This window comes from Lactococcus protaetiae, assembly GCF_006965445.1.
Taxonomy (GTDB): Bacteria; Bacillota; Bacilli; order Lactobacillales; family Streptococcaceae; genus Lactococcus; species Lactococcus protaetiae.
On record NZ_CP041356.1, the window covers coordinates 2,473,592 to 2,493,941 of the forward strand.

Here is a 20,350-nt window from a genome sequence, read left to right on the forward strand (position 1 = left end):
ATCTTTATCTTATCTTTCAACAATTTTGTAATAAACTCCGCTTGTTATTTTGTAAATGAGGTAATAGATAGCAGCACAGCTCGCAATAGTAATCAGGCTGATGGTCAGTGTTAGATTACTATCCATCACACCAAAAATCATCAAAATCTTGTCAATCATCCGATAAGCTCCTAGAAGGTGAAGAATCGTAATGAGTAAGGGCAAGAAGAAAATCATACGCACTTGAGATTTGATTGTTTTTTGAACTTCAGCTTTTGAAAGACCAACTTCTTGGAGAATCTTGAATGACCGTTTGTCTTGTGCTCCTTCAGAGAGCTGTTTGTAGTAGATAATCAAAGCTGCTCCAAGAATAAAGCTTGTTCCTAAAACAAAACCAATAAATACAAAACCACCGATTTGGGCACGTTGAGTTTCCCATGTTTCAGTACGGTAACTTAGTGATAGACTATCATCATTTCCATTTTGTCTATTGAAGGCTGTTGTTAATTTCTTTTCATCTGCCTTATTCACTTCAAACAATGTCATTGTTACTGGAAGTTGTGTATAACCTTGCTCACCCTTGGTTGAATTGTAATTCTTTAATTCTTGATTCATTATTTTGTCGTTGGCAAATACCATTAACAATGAATTTGTTGGACTTATTCCTTCTGGAAAATTCTTTACTGACTTAAGATGACCAGCAACATTGTATTGATGACCATACCAGTTTACTGTATTAACTGTAGTCGTTGCACTTTTCTTATCACTTGATAAGTCTAAAAGCAAGACCTGATTTTCTGTCAGTGCTGACAAATCTTGATTACCAAGAGATTTTAAACTATCTATCGTTGTCAGCGTAACAAAATAATCATCTTGATCAAGAAGTCTTGTACTTCCAGAACTTCTAGCTATAAATTGTGTTTCAGAACCTGCTTTACGTGTAATTTCAAGGTCCGGTGACATATAAAGAGTGGAGAGACTATTGACTTTAACACCTGCAGCTGCTGCTGCTTTTTCTGTCAGTACTGACAGGTCTGCACTCGTTTTTTTATCACCAAAGGACGTAATCTGCGCCTCTTTTGGAAATTGAGTCTTAACCATATTCTCTGTTCCAAAGAAAATTCCCAGACTGACAATAACTGTTACAATTGTCATTGACAATAAAATAGTAATATTACCAAGACCAACTGCATTTGCTTTCATTCGATAAAGCATTGAACTTGTCGTGATAAAGTTATTAGGTTTGTAATAACTTGGACGTTTCTTCTTACGTTTGAGGTACCATACGGTAAAACTCACATAGAAAAAATATGTTCCGAAAATAACAAGAAGTACGGCGATAAAGAATTTGACCAAAGCAGCGATTGGATTTTCAACAGTGAGCGCAACATAATATCCTGCGCCAAGTAGAATCACTGCAAGTCCAGCAAAGAAAATATTAGATTTAGGTTCTTTTTCACCCTTGGACTCTTCACGTAACAAATCGAGACTTGATGATTTCCAAATAATGAAACTTCCGATAATCATTAAAATCAGGAAAAAGATGGCATAAATAAACATAACAATTCCGATAGCTATCGGATTTATCGCCAAATTAAAATAATTTCCGCCAATAAGATTAACAAAGATTAAATAAAGAAATTTGGAAAATGCAATTCCGCATACTGTTCCGATAACAACTGTGATGATATAACTAAGTAAAAGCTCAAGAAAAGCCACACCTGCAATCCGAACTTTACCAAATCCAAGAATATCATAAAGTCCAAACTCTTTTGATCGTTGGAGCTGTAAGAAACGGTAGCTATAAATCAAAATTAAAATCGAAAAAATGGTTAAGATGATGAGAGCAAAGCCCATCAATTCAGCAACTGCACTTCCTCCTTTGAGTTTATCAATAGAAGGTGAAAGTCCAATAGATGCCGTTACAAAAATCATGACAAACATCGTAATACAAGCCATCAAAAAAGGAGCAAAGCTTTTAAATCCTTTTCTAATATTACTTGTGGCGAGCTTCAAACTAAGCATGGTTTCCTACCTCCGCTCCGATTTTTCTCGTAGCTTCGAGCTTTTCTCCTTGACCATTTTGAGCTGTTTCTACCTGACTCCCTAAAAATGCAGTCATAGAAAGCGTAATCTCTTTAGCAAAATCTGTTGCTGTTTTTTCGCCACGATAGAGCTGATGATAAAGAACCCCATCTTTGATAAATAACACACGCTTCGCATGACTTGCAGCAAGGCTTGAGTGTGTTACCATGATGATGGTTTGACCACTATTATTGATTTCCTCAAAAAGATTAAGCAAGTCTTCAGAATTTTTAAAGTCAAGAGCGGCAGTTGGTTCATCAGCAAGCACTAAATCAGGCTGACTAATCAGCGCACGCGCTACAGCAACTCTTTGTTTTTGACCGCCAGAAAGCTCAAAAGGCTGCTTTTCAAGTAGAGGTTCAATATGTAGTTTCGGTGCAAGTTGTTCCAATCTTGACTTCATAAGTTTTACATTTGTTTTAGCCAATACGAGCGGAAGATAGATATTATCCCGCACACTGAGTGTATCTAAAAGATTAAAATCTTGGAATACAAATCCGAGATGGTCGCGGCGGAAAGCTGAGATTTCTTTATCATTGATTGCTGTAATATCTTCTCTATTTAACAGAACTTGACCAGATGTTGGTTTTTCAAGCGTTGATAAAATATTTAAAAGTGTCGTTTTTCCTGAACCTGACTCACCCATAATGGCGATATATTCACCATTTTCTACTCCAAAATCAATATCAACAAGGGCTGTTGTTTCTTCTTTTGAGAAACGAGTTTTAAAAATCTTCTTCAGGTGTTTAACTTCAAGTAACATTTTGACCTCCGATAGTTTGCTCTGTATAAGTTAGCAAACTTTACTATTTTTATACTATAACTAATTCACTGAAATCAACACTTCATGATGGAGAAACAATATCGTGACATACCAAACCACTAGCTATTTCACTTTACGACTTTGCACCATGTCTCAGCAAATTTAGTAGCTGTATGCTATCTTGCGCTGATTCGAGAAAGTAAGGATTTTCTTATCCACAGTACATCAAACGCAAGCGATAATTTACATGAATACAAACTTCAATTTCTAAAAGTTCTTTTTAGAAATTAAACAATATTAGCCATTTAAGGAGAATGAACTCCTGTGGTATAGAATTTAAAGTGGAACTAGTCTATTATTCTTTAACTGTTTTAATTATTTTTGGTTCTTGTTCGATTTTTGCAAGCCTGTCCTTCAGAGCATGCATACTATAAACAAGACAACCTCCCATGAGCGAAACAAGGACAATCGTGATACCCATTAATGCGATATTTAACTGTAAAAATGTCATAACTGATGAAACCTCCTGTTTCTTTATATGTAGATTAAAACCATAAATATTGGTATCTTATGTTCTTTACAAACTATTAATCTTTTTATCAGTTGATTATTTCGTTTGTAGCAAGAACTGTTATTATTTTTGAATTTCCTTTAATGCTGGTGATGGAATTTTTGCCTTTTGGACTTCTTCCCAATTTGTGACCCCTTTGGCTTTATTATATGTCAATTTTAAATAAGCTTCGTGACGCAAGTTATGTTCTGCATTAAAATCAAGTTGTTTCATTTTACCGTTTTTATCATATGCTTTTTCTTTATATTCATAGTGATAATAAGTTTTACCTGTATCGTCTTGTTCTTTTACCTTTTTTCCATCTTGTGTAACTTGAATATAATAAGATGTTCCTCCGTAACTTATCTTGTACCAAGCGTATCCTGAGCCTGCAATAATAACAATTAATGCGATTAGCCCAAATAATATTTTTTTCATTCTTCTAAATCCCCTTTAATCCTTTTCTTTGAAAAGTTTTTGATTTGATAAATTAATTTTAACAAGAAAGACAGAGATTAAAACTTACAAATTTGTAAGCTTATATTTTTTAACTTAGCACGTACGTACCGTAGCGAGAATCGACAGCGCAGCAAAGCGAGATAGACTTCAGGAACAAGACCACTTCGCCTTGCGACTTTAGTCGATTGCGATTTGAACTTGCCACTTTAGCGGCTTAGTGAAATCGACAGCGCAGCAAAGCGAGACAGACTTCAGGGACAAGACCACTTCGCCTTGCGACTTTAGTCGATTGCGATTTGAACTTGCCACTTTAGTGGCTTAGTGAAATCGACAGCGCAGCGAAGCGGAGGTGTGACCTCATATCTTTGATGTTAAGCAGACTGTTACAGCTTTAGCTGCGTACAGGTCGCTTAGTTGTTACACCTAGAGGTTGTGCCCTAACATCACTGGGGGAGAAAGAATCACCACCAATGAAGCAATCACTTCAAGATAAAAAAATAGACTCGCAAGTCTATTTTGGAATGTGAATATCTAGTAGGACAACTTCCTGTCCTTCTGGTCTTGAATGATAAGGATTATAGAAAATTGCTGACATTTCCACATAATCTGGGTGAATCTCTTTTGGAGCGCCCATGATGATGTTGTCTTCAAAATCACGAGTGAAACTATCAATAAAAGAATTACACTGTCCCATATCGTCAAAAACTAACATTTCATGCTTGTTTACTGTGACTTCTACGTGTTTCATGCTTAAAACTCCTTTATACGAGTACGGTATGTCTCTACTGCTTTTCTTAACTCTGGAAAATTATCGCTACTAAATTTCTCGCAGATTTCTTGTGCAAGTACTGTTGCTACAACATTTTCCATGACGACCCCTGCCGCTGGAAGTGCCGTAGGGTCTGAGCGTTCGACACTTGCTTTATAAGGTTTGTGACTCTCGGTATCAACAGACATCAATGGCTTATAGAGTGTCGGAATGGGTTTCATCACACCACGTACAATAATTTGTTCTCCGTTCGTCATCCCGCCTTCGAAACCGCCAAGATGATTGGTCTTTCTTGTATATCCAAATTCTTCGTTCCAAAGAATTTCATCCATGACTTGACTACCAGGAAGACCACCAGCTTCAAATCCGATACCAAATTCTACACCTTTAAAAGCATTGATTGATACTACACTAGATGCGATTTTTGCGTCTAGCTTGCGATCGTACTGCACATAGCTACCAAGTCCTGCGGGTAAACCTTCAGCGCGGACTTCAATAACTCCACCAATCGTATCTCCTGCTTTTTTTATTGTGTCAATATAAGAACGAATTTCATCTGCTTTATCAGTACTGACAACAGATAAATCATTCTGACGTGCCGTTTGTTGAATTTTTGCTACTGACAGAGGTTCTGTCAGCGATGATGAAAGGTCAAAAGCTCCAAACTTTACAACATGATTAGCAATTTCAATCCCAAGTTCATGGAGTAATTTTTTTGCAACAGCACCCACTGCGACACGCATGGTTGTTTCTCTAGCTGATGAACGTTCTAATACATTACGCAAATCTTCAAAATCATATTTCATCCCACCAACAAGGTCTGCGTGTCCTGGTCGCGGCTTTGTGAGTCGGCGTTGCGACTTCACTTTATCTTCAACATCGTGACTTGCCATGATTTGTTCCCAGTTTTTAAAATCACGGTTGGTTACATTAAGTGTGATTGGACTACCAATTGTTTTACCATGACGAACACCACTCGTTATTTCGACTTGATCAGACTCAATTTTCATTCGTCCACCACGTCCATAGCCACCTTGGCGTCTCTTAAGTTCAATGTTAATATCTGAATCTAAGAGAGGTAGTCCTGCTGGAACCCCCTCTATAATAGCGGTCAAACGTGGACCGTGACTTTCTCCTGCTGTAAAATATCTCATAATTCCTCCAATTTTATATAATCTTCAACTGCTCTTTGCATTTTTGGATTGAATAGTGGTAAATCAAACTTTGTCAAATCTATCCACTCTAAACTCTGAGTTTCATCATCATGATATGTTAAATCTACCACACTTTTTTTAACTTCACAACGATAACAAATATCCGTTGGTTGAACTTTATCTCCATTTGGATAGACAAACTCACCCCAGTTGTATGTACCAAATTGCTGAATTATCTCAAAATCGTGGAGCCCTGTTTCCTCAAAAACTTCACGGTAAAGCGCTTCTTCAAAAGTTTCGTCCAATTCAAGACAGCCTCCGGGTAAATCCCAAAGTCCAGAATCCATACGCTTTTGAAGCAAAACTTCACCAAATTCATTTCGTAAAAAAGCAACAACAGCGACTGTCAAAATTTTGTCATGCCCCACTTTACTACGGAGCCATCTGATATAATCTGCCATTATTTTCCTTCCCAAAATCCAATAATATCCATCAGTTTTTCGATTTTTTGAGATTTTTCCGCTTTGATAAAATTAATAGACTGAATGCCGCTGTTATGTGCAACTTCGATATCAAGCTGACGGTCACCAATATAATATGTTTTAGATTTATCAAGCTTGTACTTTTCCAACAAATAATCCACACCCACTGGATTTGGTTTTCTTGGAAAACCATATTCACTTGTGATTACTTCTGTAAAATAGTCCGAAATGCTCAGCTGTTCAAGCAATTGATGAGCATTTTTACCTTTATGTGTATAGATAAAATTTTCAATCTCTTGAGATTTCGTCCAATCTAGTATCGCTTTTGCGCCCTCCATCAGCTTTATCTCATCATTTCTTGCTGTCGTTTTTTTGGTAAAACTTGACTTTATCAAGTCAAAATCAACAGGTTGCGTTTTTAATAGCTCATTGACCGAATACTTTTTAATGAACTGATAAACTTGCGTACGTTCAAAGGGTAAATTAAAATTTGAAAAAGTTTCTGACAAAGCAGTCAAAAACACATCATAGCTGTCAATCAAGGTCCCATCCAAGTCCCAAATAAATGCTGCCATTTCATTTCTCCATGAGTTGCTCATAAATTGGAAGCAAGCTTCTTATCGTCTCTAACATCTCCGTCAAAATATTCTCATCATGCTTTCCATCAAATTTCTCAGCTGACCAAACACGTCCAATCTCAAATTCCGATTTTTTCACTGCTGACAGGCGGTTTATAGTTTCTGTCAGCACTGACAAATCATAAAATTCAGCTTTCGTATGGTCTTTTGAAATGACAAAATCTAATGGCAACTTTTCTAGCTCTGTCAAATTTGACAAAAGTCTGTCAGCATAATCTTTTTGAGCCTTTGGTTGGTCGATGATTGACAAATAGACAAAGACATAATCCTTCCAAATCCCTAGTTGAAAATGAGGTTCCATCTTATAACCTCGCGGTTTTGTAGAAATAGCTGCCCAAGTACTTTCTGGCGCATTTGTCGTTCTCCTGAGATGTTTTGCGATATGCAAATAAAATTGATGCTCTGACAGATTTTCTGTCATTTTCGCACCTTTGGTGCTCGATTGTCCACTCTCGCTAAGCGACTGAAGCCGCAAGTCGAGTCGCAGTACTGACAGAAATTTTTCACCAATTTCCAAGAAATCAGGTTGAATCTTTTCACGAATTTTACTCATTCTGGCCTCTAAACCAACGATATCAAATACTTCAAAAGATTGCTCAGTAAACATATCCTTCCTCCTGTGCCAAATAATCACGAATCACTTGCTTATGGCCTGAAATAAAAAGTGGTAGAGAAAGCGTCTTTAAATCCACCCAGCGTAATTCTAAAGTTTCTTCATCTATGTAAGAAACATCCAAAGGCGCTGTCAACTCACAAATATATACAATGTCAATAGACTGAACCTTATCACCATTGGGATAAAGCACATCTTTCCAAGTATAAACGCCTAATTGACGCACAATTTTTACAGCAGTAGTCCCAGTTTCTTCAAAAATTTCGCGACGAAGTGCCGTTTCAAAATCTTCACCTAGCTCCATGCAACCTCCGACAAAACTCCAAAGATGATTATCGCCACGTCTTTGCATTAAGATTTTTCCTTCAGAGTTCCTGATTAAAGCCACACAATAATTTAAGAAAATCTGCTCATGAGCTACTTTTGAGCGAATCCATTTAATATAATCAGCCAAATTTTACCTTCTTCAATCGAGTTCGATGCGCTTAAAATTATGAAAATTAGAACGAGTGCCCCTCACATCTTAACTAACTAATACTGTTTAATTTCTAAATGGAACATTTAGAAATTAAAGTTTGCGTTCCACGCAAATCACTTCTTGCGCAAGCGCAAGGCGGTATATTTGCAGTTCAACTACCAAATCTGCTACGCAGATTTAGAGATGAACTAGTATGATTCCGTCCTCCTTGAAAGCTATGAAAAAAGATAAAATGTCCAATGGACTGTATCCATCTCCACATTTCCCCATCTTCGTAGTGTAACTACTCGCTGTCCGTTCGCTTAACTGCTAAAGCAGTAAGAGCAAAAGACAAAGCCCAAAGAGCCAAGTGGCATTTTTCAACCTTTCAGAGCAGTCGAACTCACATCTTATTATAAAAACTTAATAAATACAACACCAAGTAGCATCACAAGTACACCTACAATCTGTACTGCTACAATCTGATATTTTGGTGATTTCCACCAGCCAAATTGCTGAACAAGCATAGAACCTATGATTTGCCCAATCAATCCCATAACAACAGTTAAGCCCGCACCAATATGTGGTACTGCAATAACAGTCGCAAGAACAAACAAACTGCCCAAAATCCCTCCGAAAAAATTCCAAGCTTTCGCTTGACGTAATGTCTTCCAACTTGGAAGTCTTCTATCCACAAGCAGTACTACAAATAAAATGAGTATCGTTCCTATCAAAAATGAAATAAAGCTCGCTTCAGACGAATTTTTTAGCAAAACACCTAGATGTCCATTAATTGCTTGCTGAGTTGCACCCATCATTCCAATCAAAACACCCCAAATTTGCCAGCCTGCCAACCGTTCTTTATCTTTTTCTACATTTGGTTTTTTGCGCAAATTTGGCAAAACAACTGCAATAAGCACGCCGACTAATAAAATCAGGATTCCGCTTGCACGCATCAGCGTGAAGATAATTCTTGGCGAGCCAAATAAACCAAAACTATCAATAACCATTCCCATTAAGATTTGCCCCAAAATCGGTAAAATAACAGTTTGAAGCGCACCTAGACGCGGAAAAAGCAAAATGTTTGAGGTTAAATATACTGCTCCTAAAAGACCCCCAAGCCATATCCACCACGGCTGAGTCAGAATGAAATGAAGACTAGGCAATAAACTTCCTGTTGTAATCAAAGTCATAACAGCAAGAAAAATTGTACCAACAACAAAAGAAATCAAGCCCGAAAGGAAAGGCGAGCCAGCATATCGGCGTAAATCTACATTGATAGGACTTTGATTTGAAAGCAGAAAACCTGCGAATAAAGAAATGACAAGAAAGATAGACATGATTACTCCTTAAAGTTATTTTTTGTTCCTTTACTTCAAGGTTCCCAAAGCTGAAATTTAACCAAGCAAGTGCGTGCGATCTTCGCCCTTTGGGCTACGCGATAAACATTTGTCCGTTTTATCTAGCCGCTGAAGCGTCTGATAAAAAGGCTGTCCATCCTCGCTACGGTGCCTACGTGCTTCGCACGCCGTTCTGCGAACGGTCTACGCAACTTCGTTGCTCCGCTGTCCGTTTGCTTAGCTGCTAAAGCAGCAAGAGCAAAAGGCAAAGCACCTAGTCGGAGTGGCAACTCCCCCACCTCTTACGTGGAGGGATAAGCAGCACTAAGCGTTGCTTTCGTTCTACTGCCCTAGGGTCTAAGCGCTTTAGCGCTTAGACTTCAGGGACAGGGTGACCTCATACCTTTGATGTGAGGCTGTGTCCTAGCAACAGTGGGGATTCTTTCTCCACCATCAATGTTAGCCATCAAAGATATGCTGAAGTCTAAACGATTATACTTCAGGGCAGTAGAACAAAAGCAGAGCTTGCCATTTCGCCTTACGACTTTATAGGATAGCTGTAGCAACGGATGTGCTAGTTGATCTAGTCGCTTGCGATTTGAACTTGCCACTTTATAGGATAGCCGTTGGCGCTTTAGCGCTTACGGATATGCTAGTTGTTTCACCTAGTGGCTTAGTGAAATCGACAGCGGAGCGAAGCGGAGATAATACTGCTAAGTTAAAACTTCAAAGTTATTATTATTTTATCACAGTTTACTCGCGATTCTCTCAATTGTATTGAGGTTTCTACTAGTAAACTTTTCTTTATATTGTTTCTTACCTAAAATCTTTCCAAATGGCGTATGAAGTGTGCTTCCAATTGGTACTTGCCAGTAAAACACATTTTCTACAACACTTCCAGCTTCTTCTTTCGTTTTTAACTTAGAAAATTCTTCTAAAGCAAGTTTTGCAAAATCAGCCTGAGCAATAAAAACATAGATATGAAAATTTTCTTTTTTATTGAATGGATTGTTTTGTACTATTTTTTTTAGTTCGGGCGCAGTTTTAATAAAAGTAAATACGGGCAAAAAAGACAAATCAGGAGGAGTTGTAGAACTATCGAAAATAACATTTCCTGTATTTAAAATCGTCTGAACCGTTGTCATTCCTTGCCGTTCAAACTCAGACTTCAAATCAGTCATTTTTATTTTCATACCACCGACATTGATGCCACGTAGAAAACCAATGTATTTCATTTTCTCAGATAATCCCTCATTTCCTCAAAGCTCACAGGGTTTATCGCAGCACGTCCAATCTCAGGTACAATCACTGTTTTAATCAACTTACCTCGTGCTTTTTTATCATGAGTCAATGCTTCAAACAATTTTTGTTCTTCCCACGGTTTATACTCAACGGGAAGACCATATTTCACAACCATTTGGCGAATTTGTTCTGTAATTCCTTTTGGCATCAATCCTTTTTCCTCAGCAATTTTGCTGATTTGTACCATGCCAATCGCAACTGCTTCTCCGTGCATCACTTTGCCATAACCCGCAACACTTTCTACTGCATGACCGATGGTATGCCCAAAATTCAAGAAAAGTCTCACACCGTTATCTAACTCGTCATCAACAACAACTTTACGTTTCACATCACAAGAAGCAAAAATAATCTCTTCTGCATGATTTTGTCTCAAATCACTGATATCTTGAGCTTTTTCGAGTAGCTCCCACAATTTTTTATCACCGATTAGTCCACATTTTATGACTTCTCCAAGGCCTTCTTTGAATTCTCGAACACCTAGTGTTGAAAGAACATCAGGATCTATCAGCACCCCGTCAGGTTGCGTAAAAGTACCAATCATATTTTTAGCAACACTAGAGTTAATTCCTGTTTTTCCACCGATTGAACTATCAACCTGTGCAGTTAAACTTGTTGGGATTTGTAAAAAATGAATACCACGCATATAAGTACTTGCTACAAATCCAGCTAAATCTCCCGTTACTCCACCACCTAGCGCAATGATTCCATCTGAGCGAGTCACACCATTTTCAGCTGCAAAATTCCAAGCGGCTTCCGCTGTTGCTAGCACTTTACTCGCCTCTCCTTCTGGAAACTCAAATACTGATACATCAAAACCAGCTTCTGAAAGGAGTAACAGAACTTTTTCTCCATATAATTGATTGACGTGATTGTCAGAAATCAACATGATTTTTTGCGGTTTCCAAAGGCTTGCGACCCAAGCACCTACAGTGTCTAGACTACCACGTTCAATAATGATTTCATAGGGATGATTGGGCAAATTTACATTCAATTTCATTAATAGTACCTCTTATTTTCAAGTTCTATTTTTAGATAAAGTAGATGATTAGATTAATAAAGCTGTCACTCACCATCACCTTTATTCATGTGTATTTTATCTCTAAGCTTTTGTTCGATTTTATTTGTTGGCATCTTTTTTCCAGTCCACATTTCAAAGCTCGCTGCTGCTTGATGAAGCAACATTCCTAGACCATTCGCAGTAGTTGCACCTTGAGCTTTTGCCCATCTCAAAAACGGAGTCTCGGGAACTTTATAAATTGCATCCACCACAAGACAATGTTCTGACAATCTCAGTTCATTTGGAAGGGGCTGAGATTCACCGTCCATTCCAACAGAAGTTGCATTAACCAATAATTGTGATTCTGTCAGTTGTTTTTGAATTTCGTCAGTAACCGACAGGTCTGTCAGTAAAATCTCTGTTTCTGTCAGTGCTGACAGCTTTTCCAAACGTGCTGACAGAGATTCAAATGACTGTGAACGACGCGCCAAAACATTGATTTTTTTGACCCCAAGAAGTGCAGCCTGAGCAATAATTGCAATTGCTGCACCTCCACCACCAATCATCGTCATAGTCTGGTTTTTGACATCAAAATCAAACTGATCAAGCGCTTTAAAAAAACCAATCCCATCAGTATTATGACCAATCAATTCTCCGTCAAAATTAACAACCGTATTGACAGCGCCAATCAACCTAGCTTCATCAGTCAGATAATCTACAAAGTCAATCACATCACGCTTATACGGCATAGAAATGTTCACTCCATACATATTTAAACGTTTAACATTTTCTATAATAGCACCTAAATCCTCTGATTCAACTTCCCATGCAAGATAGACACCATTTTCATTCGTCAACTCAAAAGCTAAATTATGAATAAAAGGAGATAAACTGTGTTTAATCGGCTGAGCAACAACCGCTGCCATACGCGTATATCCATTAATTTCCATTATCTATCCCCATTTTCCTATACCGTTATTTCGTATTGAGACTATGACTAATTCGTTGTAATGTACAACAACGAATCAACGTCACTGCATAACTTCGCGCTTTATTTGTTTTATCTAGGTCATTGCAGTTAGCACTATCTGTTTCTCCTTGTTTCCTCAATAGATTGCAAGATTGAACTTCCGACTTTATAGGATTTTAAAGTGGAGTTAGTATATCAAAATATTCCACAGATACACCTTCTTCACAAGTGTCCAACTATCTCTCCAAATAAACTTTTATTTTTTTGAATTTTATCATCATCTGTCAGCTCTGCTAAGTCCTACAATCGAAAGAAATAGCCAACTTTTCTCAATACCAGATATAATGCCCATCACTCTGAAACTTTAAAAGAACTGACATAAAATAAAAATAGTACTTACAGTTTTGTAAGTACTATTCTATCATAATCTATACAGCTTTGCGCTTCGCAAAAACACGTTTTAATACACCGATGAATGCTGGTAAAAGTGAAACAATAACAATCGCAATCATAATAATCTCAAAGTGAGCTTTAACAAAAGGAATTCCACCAAATAAATATCCTGCACCAAGTGCAACAATTACCCAAGCAAAACCACCAATTAAATTAAAGAAGACAAACTTCTTATGTGGCATCTTTCCTGCGCCAGCCGTAAACGGGACGATTGTACGAATAATCGGCATAAAACGTCCAAGAAAAATCGCCCAAGAACCCCATTTTTCAAAAAATTGATGAGCTTCTTCCATGTATTCTGGCTTCAAAAAACGACTTAACCATCGGTGTTTTGGAATAACATCTCCAAATTTTCGCCCAATTTCAAAATTTACTAGATTTGCCAAGAAAGCTAAAAGTCCCATGATTAGAATCAATAGCCCTAATGATAATTTACCATTTGACATCGCTGCTAAACTACCAACAAAGAACAATATCGAATCTCCAGGTAAAAATGGAAAAATTACAATCCCAGTTTCAATGAAAATAATTGCTCCAAGCGTAATATAAATCCAAATATGACCATTAGGCATCTGAGCAAAATTCGCCATCCACTCATTAAAAAAACCAAAAATCGAAAGTTGTGTAAACATTATCTTATCATATACAAATCCAAACTTTATCAATTGAAAATCCGCAGGCACTCACACAAGTTAAGCCTCATCATTAATAAAGTTCATCAGGGATTTGTCATCCTTCCCTTTATACACACGATACCGTGTATTCTTTCATTTCAATGTGGGTTTACCACTTGCTCAATTTTACACTAAAATGCTATTTTTGACAATATATGCTTTATGACGGTTTATCAGAATGTATAACATTAGAGAAATGTTAGAAAATCTAACATCGCCTTGAATTGTGTATACATTTATGATATAATTTTTCCAGAATAAAATTAGGAGGACGAAATGAAGAAATTATTCCTTGCTCTGACAGTATTATTTGCCACCGTCACAGCTTTCTCAATTTCCCCAACCAAGGTAAATGCAGAAACAACCGTAAAAATCGCATCAGATAGCGCCTATGCGCCCTTTGAATTTCAAAATGACCAGAAGAAATGGGTAGGTATTGATGTTGATATCATGCACGAAGTTGCCAAAATTAATGGTTGGAAATTAGAAATGAGTTTTCCCGGTTTTGACGCAGCCCTGCAAAATCTTAAAGGCGGACAAGTAGACGGCGTTATTGCTGGTATGACAATTACTGACGAACGCAAACAGACTTTCGACTTTTCAAATCCTTACTATACTTCAGCCCTAACTATCGCTACAACTAAAGCTTCAAAACTTGACGATTACAGTCAACTTAAAGGCAAAGCACTTGGTGCTAAAAACGGTACAGCCGCACAAACTTGGCTTCAAAATAACCAAAAGAAATATGGTTATACCATTAAAACTTACTCTGATGGTGTTCATATGTTCGCAGCACTAGCTTCAGGCAACATCGATGGAGCTATGGATGAAGTTCCCGTTATCTCTTATGCCATCACACAAGGACAAGATTTAGCAATGAATTTTCCTTCTATATCACTCCCTGGTGGTTACGGCTTTGCAGTAATGAAAGGTCAAAATTCAAATCTTGTTGATGGCTTCAATAAAGCTCTTGCTGAAATGAAATCCAACGGTGACTATGACAAGATTTTACAAAAATATACCGCCAGCGCTTCAAAGAAAGCTATACCTAAAAAAGCAGTTTATACTATTGCTTCTGACAATAGCTTTGCTCCATTTGAATTCCAAAACTCTCAAAAACAATTTACTGGTATTGATGTCGACCTCCTGAATGCTATCGCAAAAGAACAAGGGTTCAAACTTAAATGGAACTTTGTAGGTTTCCAAGCAGCAGTTGACGCTGTACAAGCTGGACACGCTGATGGGATGATGTCAGGAATGTCTATTACAGATGCTCGTAAACAAGTATTTGATTATGGAAATCCTTACTTTTCTTCTAACTTGACTCTCGCCACAGAAAAAACAGATGATAGTATAAAGTCATGGAGTGACCTCAAAGGTAAAACGCTTGGTGCAAAAAATGGAACTGCTTCATTTGACTATCTCAATAAAAATGCAAAAAAATATGGTTATACTGTGAAAACCTTCACTGATGCCACAACAATGTACTCTTCTTTAAATAATGGCTCAATTGACGCTCTTATGGATGATGAACCAGTCATCAAATACGCTATTAAACAAGGTCAAACCTTCAAAACACCTCTGAAAGCCATCCCTGACGGGCAATATGGATTCGCAGTTAAAAAAGGAACAAACCCTGAATTAATTCAAATGTTCAACAATGGACTTGCTGCTCTTCGTGCTAATGGTGAATATGATAAAATTATTGGCAAATATCTTGCCAATGATGCACCTGCTTTAACACAAGATGCTAAAGAAAATACGATTGGTGGTATTCTTAAAAATAACTGGCAACAAATTGGACATGGCTTATTAATCACACTCGAACTTGCTCTTGTATCATTCGTTCTTGCTTTAATTGTTGGGATTATCTTTGGTCTTTTCTCAGTTGCACCTAGTCCCGTACTTCGTGGAATTTCTCGTGTTTATGTTGATTTAAACCGTTCAATTCCATTGCTTGTTTTGACCATCTTTATCTTTTACGGTATTCCTAACTTATTGCAAATGATTACTGGTCATCAATCACCATTAAATGAGTTCACAGCCGGGGTCATTGCTCTAACACTTAATGAGTCATCTTACATTGCCGAAATCGTACGTGGTGGTGTTAAAGCTGTTCCACTTGGACAAATGGAAGCAAGTCGTTCACTTGGTGTTCCATATGTCACTTCAATGCGTAAAGTTATTTTGCCACAAGCAATCAAAATTACAATTCCTAGTTTGATTAATCAATTTGTTATCACACTCAAAGATACGACACTTGTTTCTGTTATCGGTCTTGTTGAATTACTTCAAACTGGTCAAATCATCGTCGCCCGTAACTTCCAAGCTTTCCGAGTTTATGGCTTAATTGGCTTGGTTTACATGATTGTTCTTCTTCTACTCATGTGGGTTGGACGTCGTGTAGAAAAGAAAATGAAATAAGTAGACTGCACAAGTACTATGGCTTATACATTGTAAAAATCAACGACGATTAACGCGTTCTGGGGTAACTCATAATGCTTCAATCACAGCCATCACTTAGATAAAATCTTTATTGGAGTTCAAACTACTTCAAGCACTTATGAGTCATATAAGAAGATTGACTTTGTCAGATGTGAGAAAATCAATCTTCCAATAAATCTTCTTGTAAAAAAGAAGCACGGAGGAAAAATGGGAATTAATACTCAAATCGAAGTCACTGACCTTCACAAATATTATGGGAAAAATGAAGTCTTAAAAGGAATTAGCACAAAATTTGAAAAGGGTGATGTTGTCTGTATCATCGGTCCTTCAGGTTCTGGAAAGTCTACTTTTTTACGAACTTTAAATGGTCTTGAAGCAGCCACTTCTGGCGACATCATCGTTGACGGTTTCAATCTGACAGATAAAAATACTAATCTTAATCTTGTGCGGCAAAATATCGGGATGGTTTTTCAACAGTTTAATCTTTTCCCTAATATGACAGTGATACAAAACATCACTTATGCACCTGTTGAACTAAAAAAGGTAACTAAAGATGAGGCCGAAGAAAAAGCTTTAAAATTGCTTGAAACGGTTGGTCTTTTAGACAAAAAAGATGCAATGCCCGAAATGTTATCTGGCGGTCAAAAACAACGTGTTGCTATCGCGCGAGCGCTCGCAATGAATCCTGATGTTATGCTCTTTGATGAACCAACATCTGCACTAGATCCTGAAATGGTTGGTGATGTCCTTGCAGTAATGCAAAAACTTGCAGAAGATGGAATGACAATGCTCATTGTTACTCATGAAATGGGATTTGCGCGAAAAGTTGCCAATCGTGTTATTTTCACAGACGGTGGTGTTATCCTTGAAGATGGTACACCTGAAGAATTATTTGACCATCCAAAACATCCGCGCTTACAAGATTTCTTATCCAAAGTACTTAACGCTTAAGGTAATAAAATATTCCTATCCAAAATCTGGTAGGAATATTTTATTTATTAGTCTTATACCTATCTATAGTAGATTCTTTAAAGTCGTCCATATTTTTGATACCATAACAAAAAAACCAGAATACTGGTTTTTATTTTTTTAGTATTTTCCACAATTTAGCAAACTTACCTAGACCTGTAAGTGTTCCAAAAGCAACTGCCCCACCAGCAAATAATCCAGCTGTCCCAGCCACTTTTACTTTCAAATTGTGTGCAGAAGCTTCCGACTGTTCAACAAGAGTTTTTATCGCTGCTGCATCTGATGAGCGAGGAAGTTTAGGTTTCAGAGTTGATGGTGCCAACGGTGGTGTCAGCGGTAACTTGATATCCTTAGATTTACTCTTAGATTCATTGTTTTCTTTAGTTGGTTTCTCTTTTGTACTTTGCTTTTTCTCTGGTCCAGCTACGGTTGTTGATTTTTTTGGTTTCTGTTTAGCTTGCTCATTCTTTATATCTTTTTTAGAGTTCACTTCATTTGAACCTTTATCACTTGTCGCAGGTGCAGCCACTTTTGAAACAATAAGTGTAAACTGCAACTCTTCATTTGTGTATTTCGCATCTGCGAGTGCATCTTTTAAAGTAGCATATTGCTGACCATCAGCAGTTACTACTTTTGATATAAAATAATTTACTGACAAATTAGGAAGTTCGGGCATAGCAACTGCAGTATTTACCTCACCTTGTGTATCATCGATACTAGGAAGTACAACAGAACGGTCAGTCACATCAGAGTCGTATTGATAAGAAAAATGTGCCTTCCCGATAGGCATCTTTTTATAATAAACATTGATTACATTATTCACTGAATCATTGTTCGCCACAACCACTGGATTTGCAGAAACAAATATATAGCCAGAAATTTCTGGTGCAAGATAAGAATAGGTGTTTACATCAACAGTATCTCTTAGCTGCTTACCAAATACTGTAAGTTTATCTCCCACATTAGCTAAAATTGTTGAAGGCAAAGCATTGACTATAGATTGACCTGTTTCCTGTTCAAGATAGTTAACCTGAACACTCTGTGTTCCTTTATACGCATTAAAATCACCATTAGCACTTGAATAGCTCAGAGCTCCATAATTTCCACCCGTTGCTCCAATAATCCCAAGTGACATCGAACGATTAACAGACACCGTTTCTGAAAGTGATGTAGCATTTCCTCCACCTACTGGCGAAATCGTATAGGTCAACACTCCCGTCACAGTATTTTCGCCAGCACTGACAGAATCTGGTTGCCACTCTATTTCCATATTTTCAGTAACAGTAGCACCACTATCAGGTGCCGAAGCAGTTGCATAGTCTTTTGTAATTAACGTTCCATTACTATCCGTCTGACGAATTGCAATATTATTAGATGCTGCATTTTCTGTACCAGCTCCGTCCAAATCTACATCAGAGTTTTGATACAAATCTCTACCTACAAAGATTGAGTCTGGTAAGCCCCCAATACCCAAATATTTCCCAACAACATTTGAAGTTCCATCCGCACTAACATTTGTTTTCAAGTTATTCGCTATAAAATCTGTAGACTTTGGTGTCAAGATGAATCCCAATGAGTCTCCTGCAGCAAATGGATTTGTACCAGAATGAGCACGTAAAGAAAACACTCCTGAAAAACTAACTGTCCGAGACATATCAATTGCACCATTAAATAGTGCATAGCCTGCAGCTTTTGACTGATTATTTACCAAACTCACTGAAAAGGGGAGGTAGAATTCGTTTGAGCTGTACCTATATTTGTCCATAATTCTGAATTTATATTGGCATCTAATGGATATATATGATTACCAGTATCAAAGCTTTGACCTGGAATGAGTTGAGAAGTCGTAGTATCTGCCTGAACGGCTCTGTAACTAATATTATTCAAAAAGTTAAACGGTAGCAGGCAAACACATAGTAAAGCAAAGAGAATCAATTCTGAACAACGTTTGATTTTCTTTTTCATGCAAAAGTTATTTGTTTTAGAGCAATTGACCTTATTGTTCAAACTTGAATCCTTTCTTTTAAAATTATTTTATTACTAGACTGTCGCTTACTAGCTGTCGCGCTCTAAGAACGGTACTCTCTTCAACTGTGATTAAATCATGAACCTGTATATCTCGTGACTCTAACTCCAATAAATTAATCGCTTCAGACAAATTGTTAACTTCTTCGCCTTCTAAACAATCAATGATATAATTCAAACTTCGAGTATTAAGATATTTTTCGGGTAATTGAGGCTCCTCTAAAATCTTAGCCATCAAAACTTGACTTAGATTTTGCGCAATTTCGCCCTCTTTTTTTAGATATTTTTTCAAGAAAAAACGTCTAATCATTTTTTTCCCGATTGGCAGGTAGTTTCTCATCCATAGCCATTGAGAACCAATACGTATACCGTTCCCCAATACTAATGCAATAAAACTAATTGAAAACATCCTCAGAAAAACTTCTGTGGCGCCTGTTTCTGCTGCCAGCCTTCCAAACATACCAGACTTTCCCGTCATAAACCAGGCAATTAAAATCGATGAAATGAAAATTCCTAAAAAAATCGCTTGCCACTCAATTTGTTGAGTAACTCGGCGTTCATAATCTTGTTTCAGCTCATCTGCACGATTTAAAAGTTCTTCTAGCTTTTTTAGTACATCAAATAGCTGATGACAATAATCAAGAATCACGGCGTCCCTCTCTATTTTTTAGAATTTCATATATAGAATACTCTCTTAATTTTAACATGAATGTCTTTATTTTGCAATCTTATTTTCTCGAAATAAAAAACACCTTCTAGGTGTCTTTTATTACTTGTGTGATGAGACGTTTAAGCGATTCAATGCACGATGAAGTGCAACTTCTGCACGCTTAATTTCATCTGATTTTTTCTCAGCTTTGGCAACTTCAAGTTCTTTTTCCGCACGTATCTTAGCACGCTCTGCGCGGGAAACATCAATGTCACGATTACGCTCAGCGGAATCTGCAACAATTGTTACTAAACTATCTTTAATTTCAATGATTCCACCATTTACTGCAATATAATCCACATGCTTCTCATCATCCGGACGTCGAACTTTTAGCTCATCAATTTGCAAACCTGCAATTGTAGAAATCATATTAGGTAAAATACCAATTTCACCATTGGTTGTTCTAGCAGTAATATATATTGCATGGTGGTCATAGACCATTCCAGCAGGAGTAATAACTTGAAGCGTCATAATGTTTTCAGACATTTTATTCCTCCGATTAGTTTTTCTATGAAAA

The 20,350-nt window shown here is 37.3% G+C and carries 20 protein-coding genes; 2 read left to right on the forward strand and 18 right to left on the reverse strand.

Features of this window, described 5'->3' with window-relative positions:
* Positions 1–9: 9 nt before the first annotated feature.
* The 15 genes from FLP15_RS11720 to FLP15_RS11785 form a co-directional block, all read right to left on the reverse strand.
* Positions 10–2,004 carry an ABC transporter permease gene (locus FLP15_RS11720; RefSeq protein ID WP_142767259.1) on the reverse strand — a complete coding sequence of 665 codons (1,995 nt, stop codon included), beginning with the start codon at positions 2,002–2,004 and terminating at the stop codon, positions 10–12.
* Complete coding sequence (locus tag FLP15_RS11725; protein ID WP_223804644.1) at positions 1,997–2,827, reverse strand: ABC transporter ATP-binding protein; 831 nt, start codon at positions 2,825–2,827, stop codon at positions 1,997–1,999. Before FLP15_RS11725 ends, FLP15_RS11720 begins: the two co-directional genes overlap by 8 nt.
* 355 nt (positions 2,828–3,182) lie before the next feature.
* The gene (locus FLP15_RS12835) at positions 3,183–3,338 is read right to left on the reverse strand and encodes a hypothetical protein (RefSeq protein ID WP_190288302.1); all 156 of its coding nucleotides are present in this window, start codon (positions 3,336–3,338) and stop codon (positions 3,183–3,185) included.
* Between the two features lie 123 nt (positions 3,339–3,461).
* A complete protein-coding gene (locus FLP15_RS11730; protein ID WP_142767260.1) occupies positions 3,462–3,815 on the reverse strand; it encodes a YxeA family protein in 354 nt (117 codons plus the stop codon).
* A gap of 532 nt (positions 3,816–4,347) precedes the next feature.
* The gene (locus FLP15_RS11735) at positions 4,348–4,584 is read right to left on the reverse strand and encodes a hypothetical protein (RefSeq protein ID WP_142767261.1); all 237 of its coding nucleotides are present in this window, start codon (positions 4,582–4,584) and stop codon (positions 4,348–4,350) included.
* 2 nt (positions 4,585–4,586) lie between these two features.
* Entirely contained in the window at positions 4,587–5,759 is a 1,173-nt protein-coding gene (gene aroC, locus FLP15_RS11740) for a chorismate synthase (RefSeq protein WP_142767262.1), read from the reverse strand.
* Complete coding sequence (locus tag FLP15_RS11745) at positions 5,756–6,220, reverse strand: NUDIX domain-containing protein (protein WP_142767263.1); 465 nt, start codon at positions 6,218–6,220, stop codon at positions 5,756–5,758. Before FLP15_RS11745 ends, aroC begins: the two co-directional genes overlap by 4 nt.
* Positions 6,220–6,816: an HAD-IA family hydrolase gene (locus FLP15_RS11750; RefSeq protein ID WP_142767264.1), complete on the reverse strand. Its 597-nt coding sequence runs from the start codon at positions 6,814–6,816 to the stop codon at positions 6,220–6,222. The genes FLP15_RS11745 and FLP15_RS11750 overlap by 1 nt, the downstream gene beginning before the upstream one ends.
* 1 nt (position 6,817) lies before the next feature.
* Positions 6,818–7,486, reverse strand: a complete 669-nt coding sequence (locus tag FLP15_RS11755; RefSeq protein ID WP_142767265.1) for a DUF1054 domain-containing protein — start codon at positions 7,484–7,486, stop codon at positions 6,818–6,820.
* A complete protein-coding gene (locus FLP15_RS11760) occupies positions 7,476–7,946 on the reverse strand; it encodes an NUDIX domain-containing protein (protein ID WP_142767266.1) in 471 nt (156 codons plus the stop codon). Before FLP15_RS11760 ends, FLP15_RS11755 begins: the two co-directional genes overlap by 11 nt.
* 416 nt (positions 7,947–8,362) lie before the next feature.
* Positions 8,363–9,289 (reverse strand): DMT family transporter, encoded by a 927-nt coding sequence (locus tag FLP15_RS11765; RefSeq protein WP_142767267.1) that lies wholly within the window; start codon positions 9,287–9,289, stop codon positions 8,363–8,365.
* Positions 9,290–10,035: 746 nt separating this feature from the next.
* Positions 10,036–10,524: a DUF1697 domain-containing protein gene (locus tag FLP15_RS11770; protein WP_142767268.1), complete on the reverse strand. Its 489-nt coding sequence runs from the start codon at positions 10,522–10,524 to the stop codon at positions 10,036–10,038.
* Complete coding sequence (aroB, locus tag FLP15_RS11775) at positions 10,521–11,588, reverse strand: 3-dehydroquinate synthase (protein ID WP_142767269.1); 1,068 nt, start codon at positions 11,586–11,588, stop codon at positions 10,521–10,523. The genes FLP15_RS11770 and aroB overlap by 4 nt, the downstream gene beginning before the upstream one ends.
* Positions 11,589–11,653: 65 nt before the next feature.
* Positions 11,654–12,538 (reverse strand): shikimate dehydrogenase, encoded by an 885-nt coding sequence (locus tag FLP15_RS11780; protein ID WP_142767270.1) that lies wholly within the window; start codon positions 12,536–12,538, stop codon positions 11,654–11,656.
* A 448-nt stretch (positions 12,539–12,986) separates the two neighbouring features.
* A complete protein-coding gene (locus tag FLP15_RS11785; RefSeq protein WP_142767271.1) occupies positions 12,987–13,643 on the reverse strand; it encodes a VTT domain-containing protein in 657 nt (218 codons plus the stop codon).
* Positions 13,644–13,961: 318 nt separating this feature from the next.
* On the opposite strand from FLP15_RS11785, the gene FLP15_RS11790 reads away from it, so the two are divergent.
* The gene (locus tag FLP15_RS11790) at positions 13,962–16,109 is read left to right on the forward strand and encodes an amino acid ABC transporter substrate-binding protein/permease (protein ID WP_142767272.1); all 2,148 of its coding nucleotides are present in this window, start codon (positions 13,962–13,964) and stop codon (positions 16,107–16,109) included.
* Between the two features lie 228 nt (positions 16,110–16,337).
* Complete coding sequence (locus FLP15_RS11795; RefSeq protein ID WP_142767273.1) at positions 16,338–17,081, forward strand: amino acid ABC transporter ATP-binding protein; 744 nt, start codon at positions 16,338–16,340, stop codon at positions 17,079–17,081.
* 130 nt (positions 17,082–17,211) lie between these two features.
* Here the strand turns inward: FLP15_RS11795 and FLP15_RS11800 are convergent, their stop codons facing one another.
* The 3 genes from FLP15_RS11800 to FLP15_RS11810 form a co-directional block, all read right to left on the reverse strand.
* Complete coding sequence (locus tag FLP15_RS11800) at positions 17,212–18,864, reverse strand: L-type lectin family protein (RefSeq protein WP_223804645.1); 1,653 nt, start codon at positions 18,862–18,864, stop codon at positions 17,212–17,214.
* Between the two features lie 264 nt (positions 18,865–19,128).
* On the reverse strand, positions 19,129–19,773 hold the full coding sequence (locus FLP15_RS11805; RefSeq protein ID WP_142767274.1) for a hypothetical protein: 645 nt from the start codon (positions 19,771–19,773) through the stop codon (positions 19,129–19,131).
* 120 nt (positions 19,774–19,893) lie between these two features.
* Entirely contained in the window at positions 19,894–20,319 is a 426-nt protein-coding gene (locus FLP15_RS11810) for a F0F1 ATP synthase subunit epsilon (protein ID WP_120772191.1), read from the reverse strand.
* Positions 20,320–20,350: the final 31 nt, after the last annotated feature.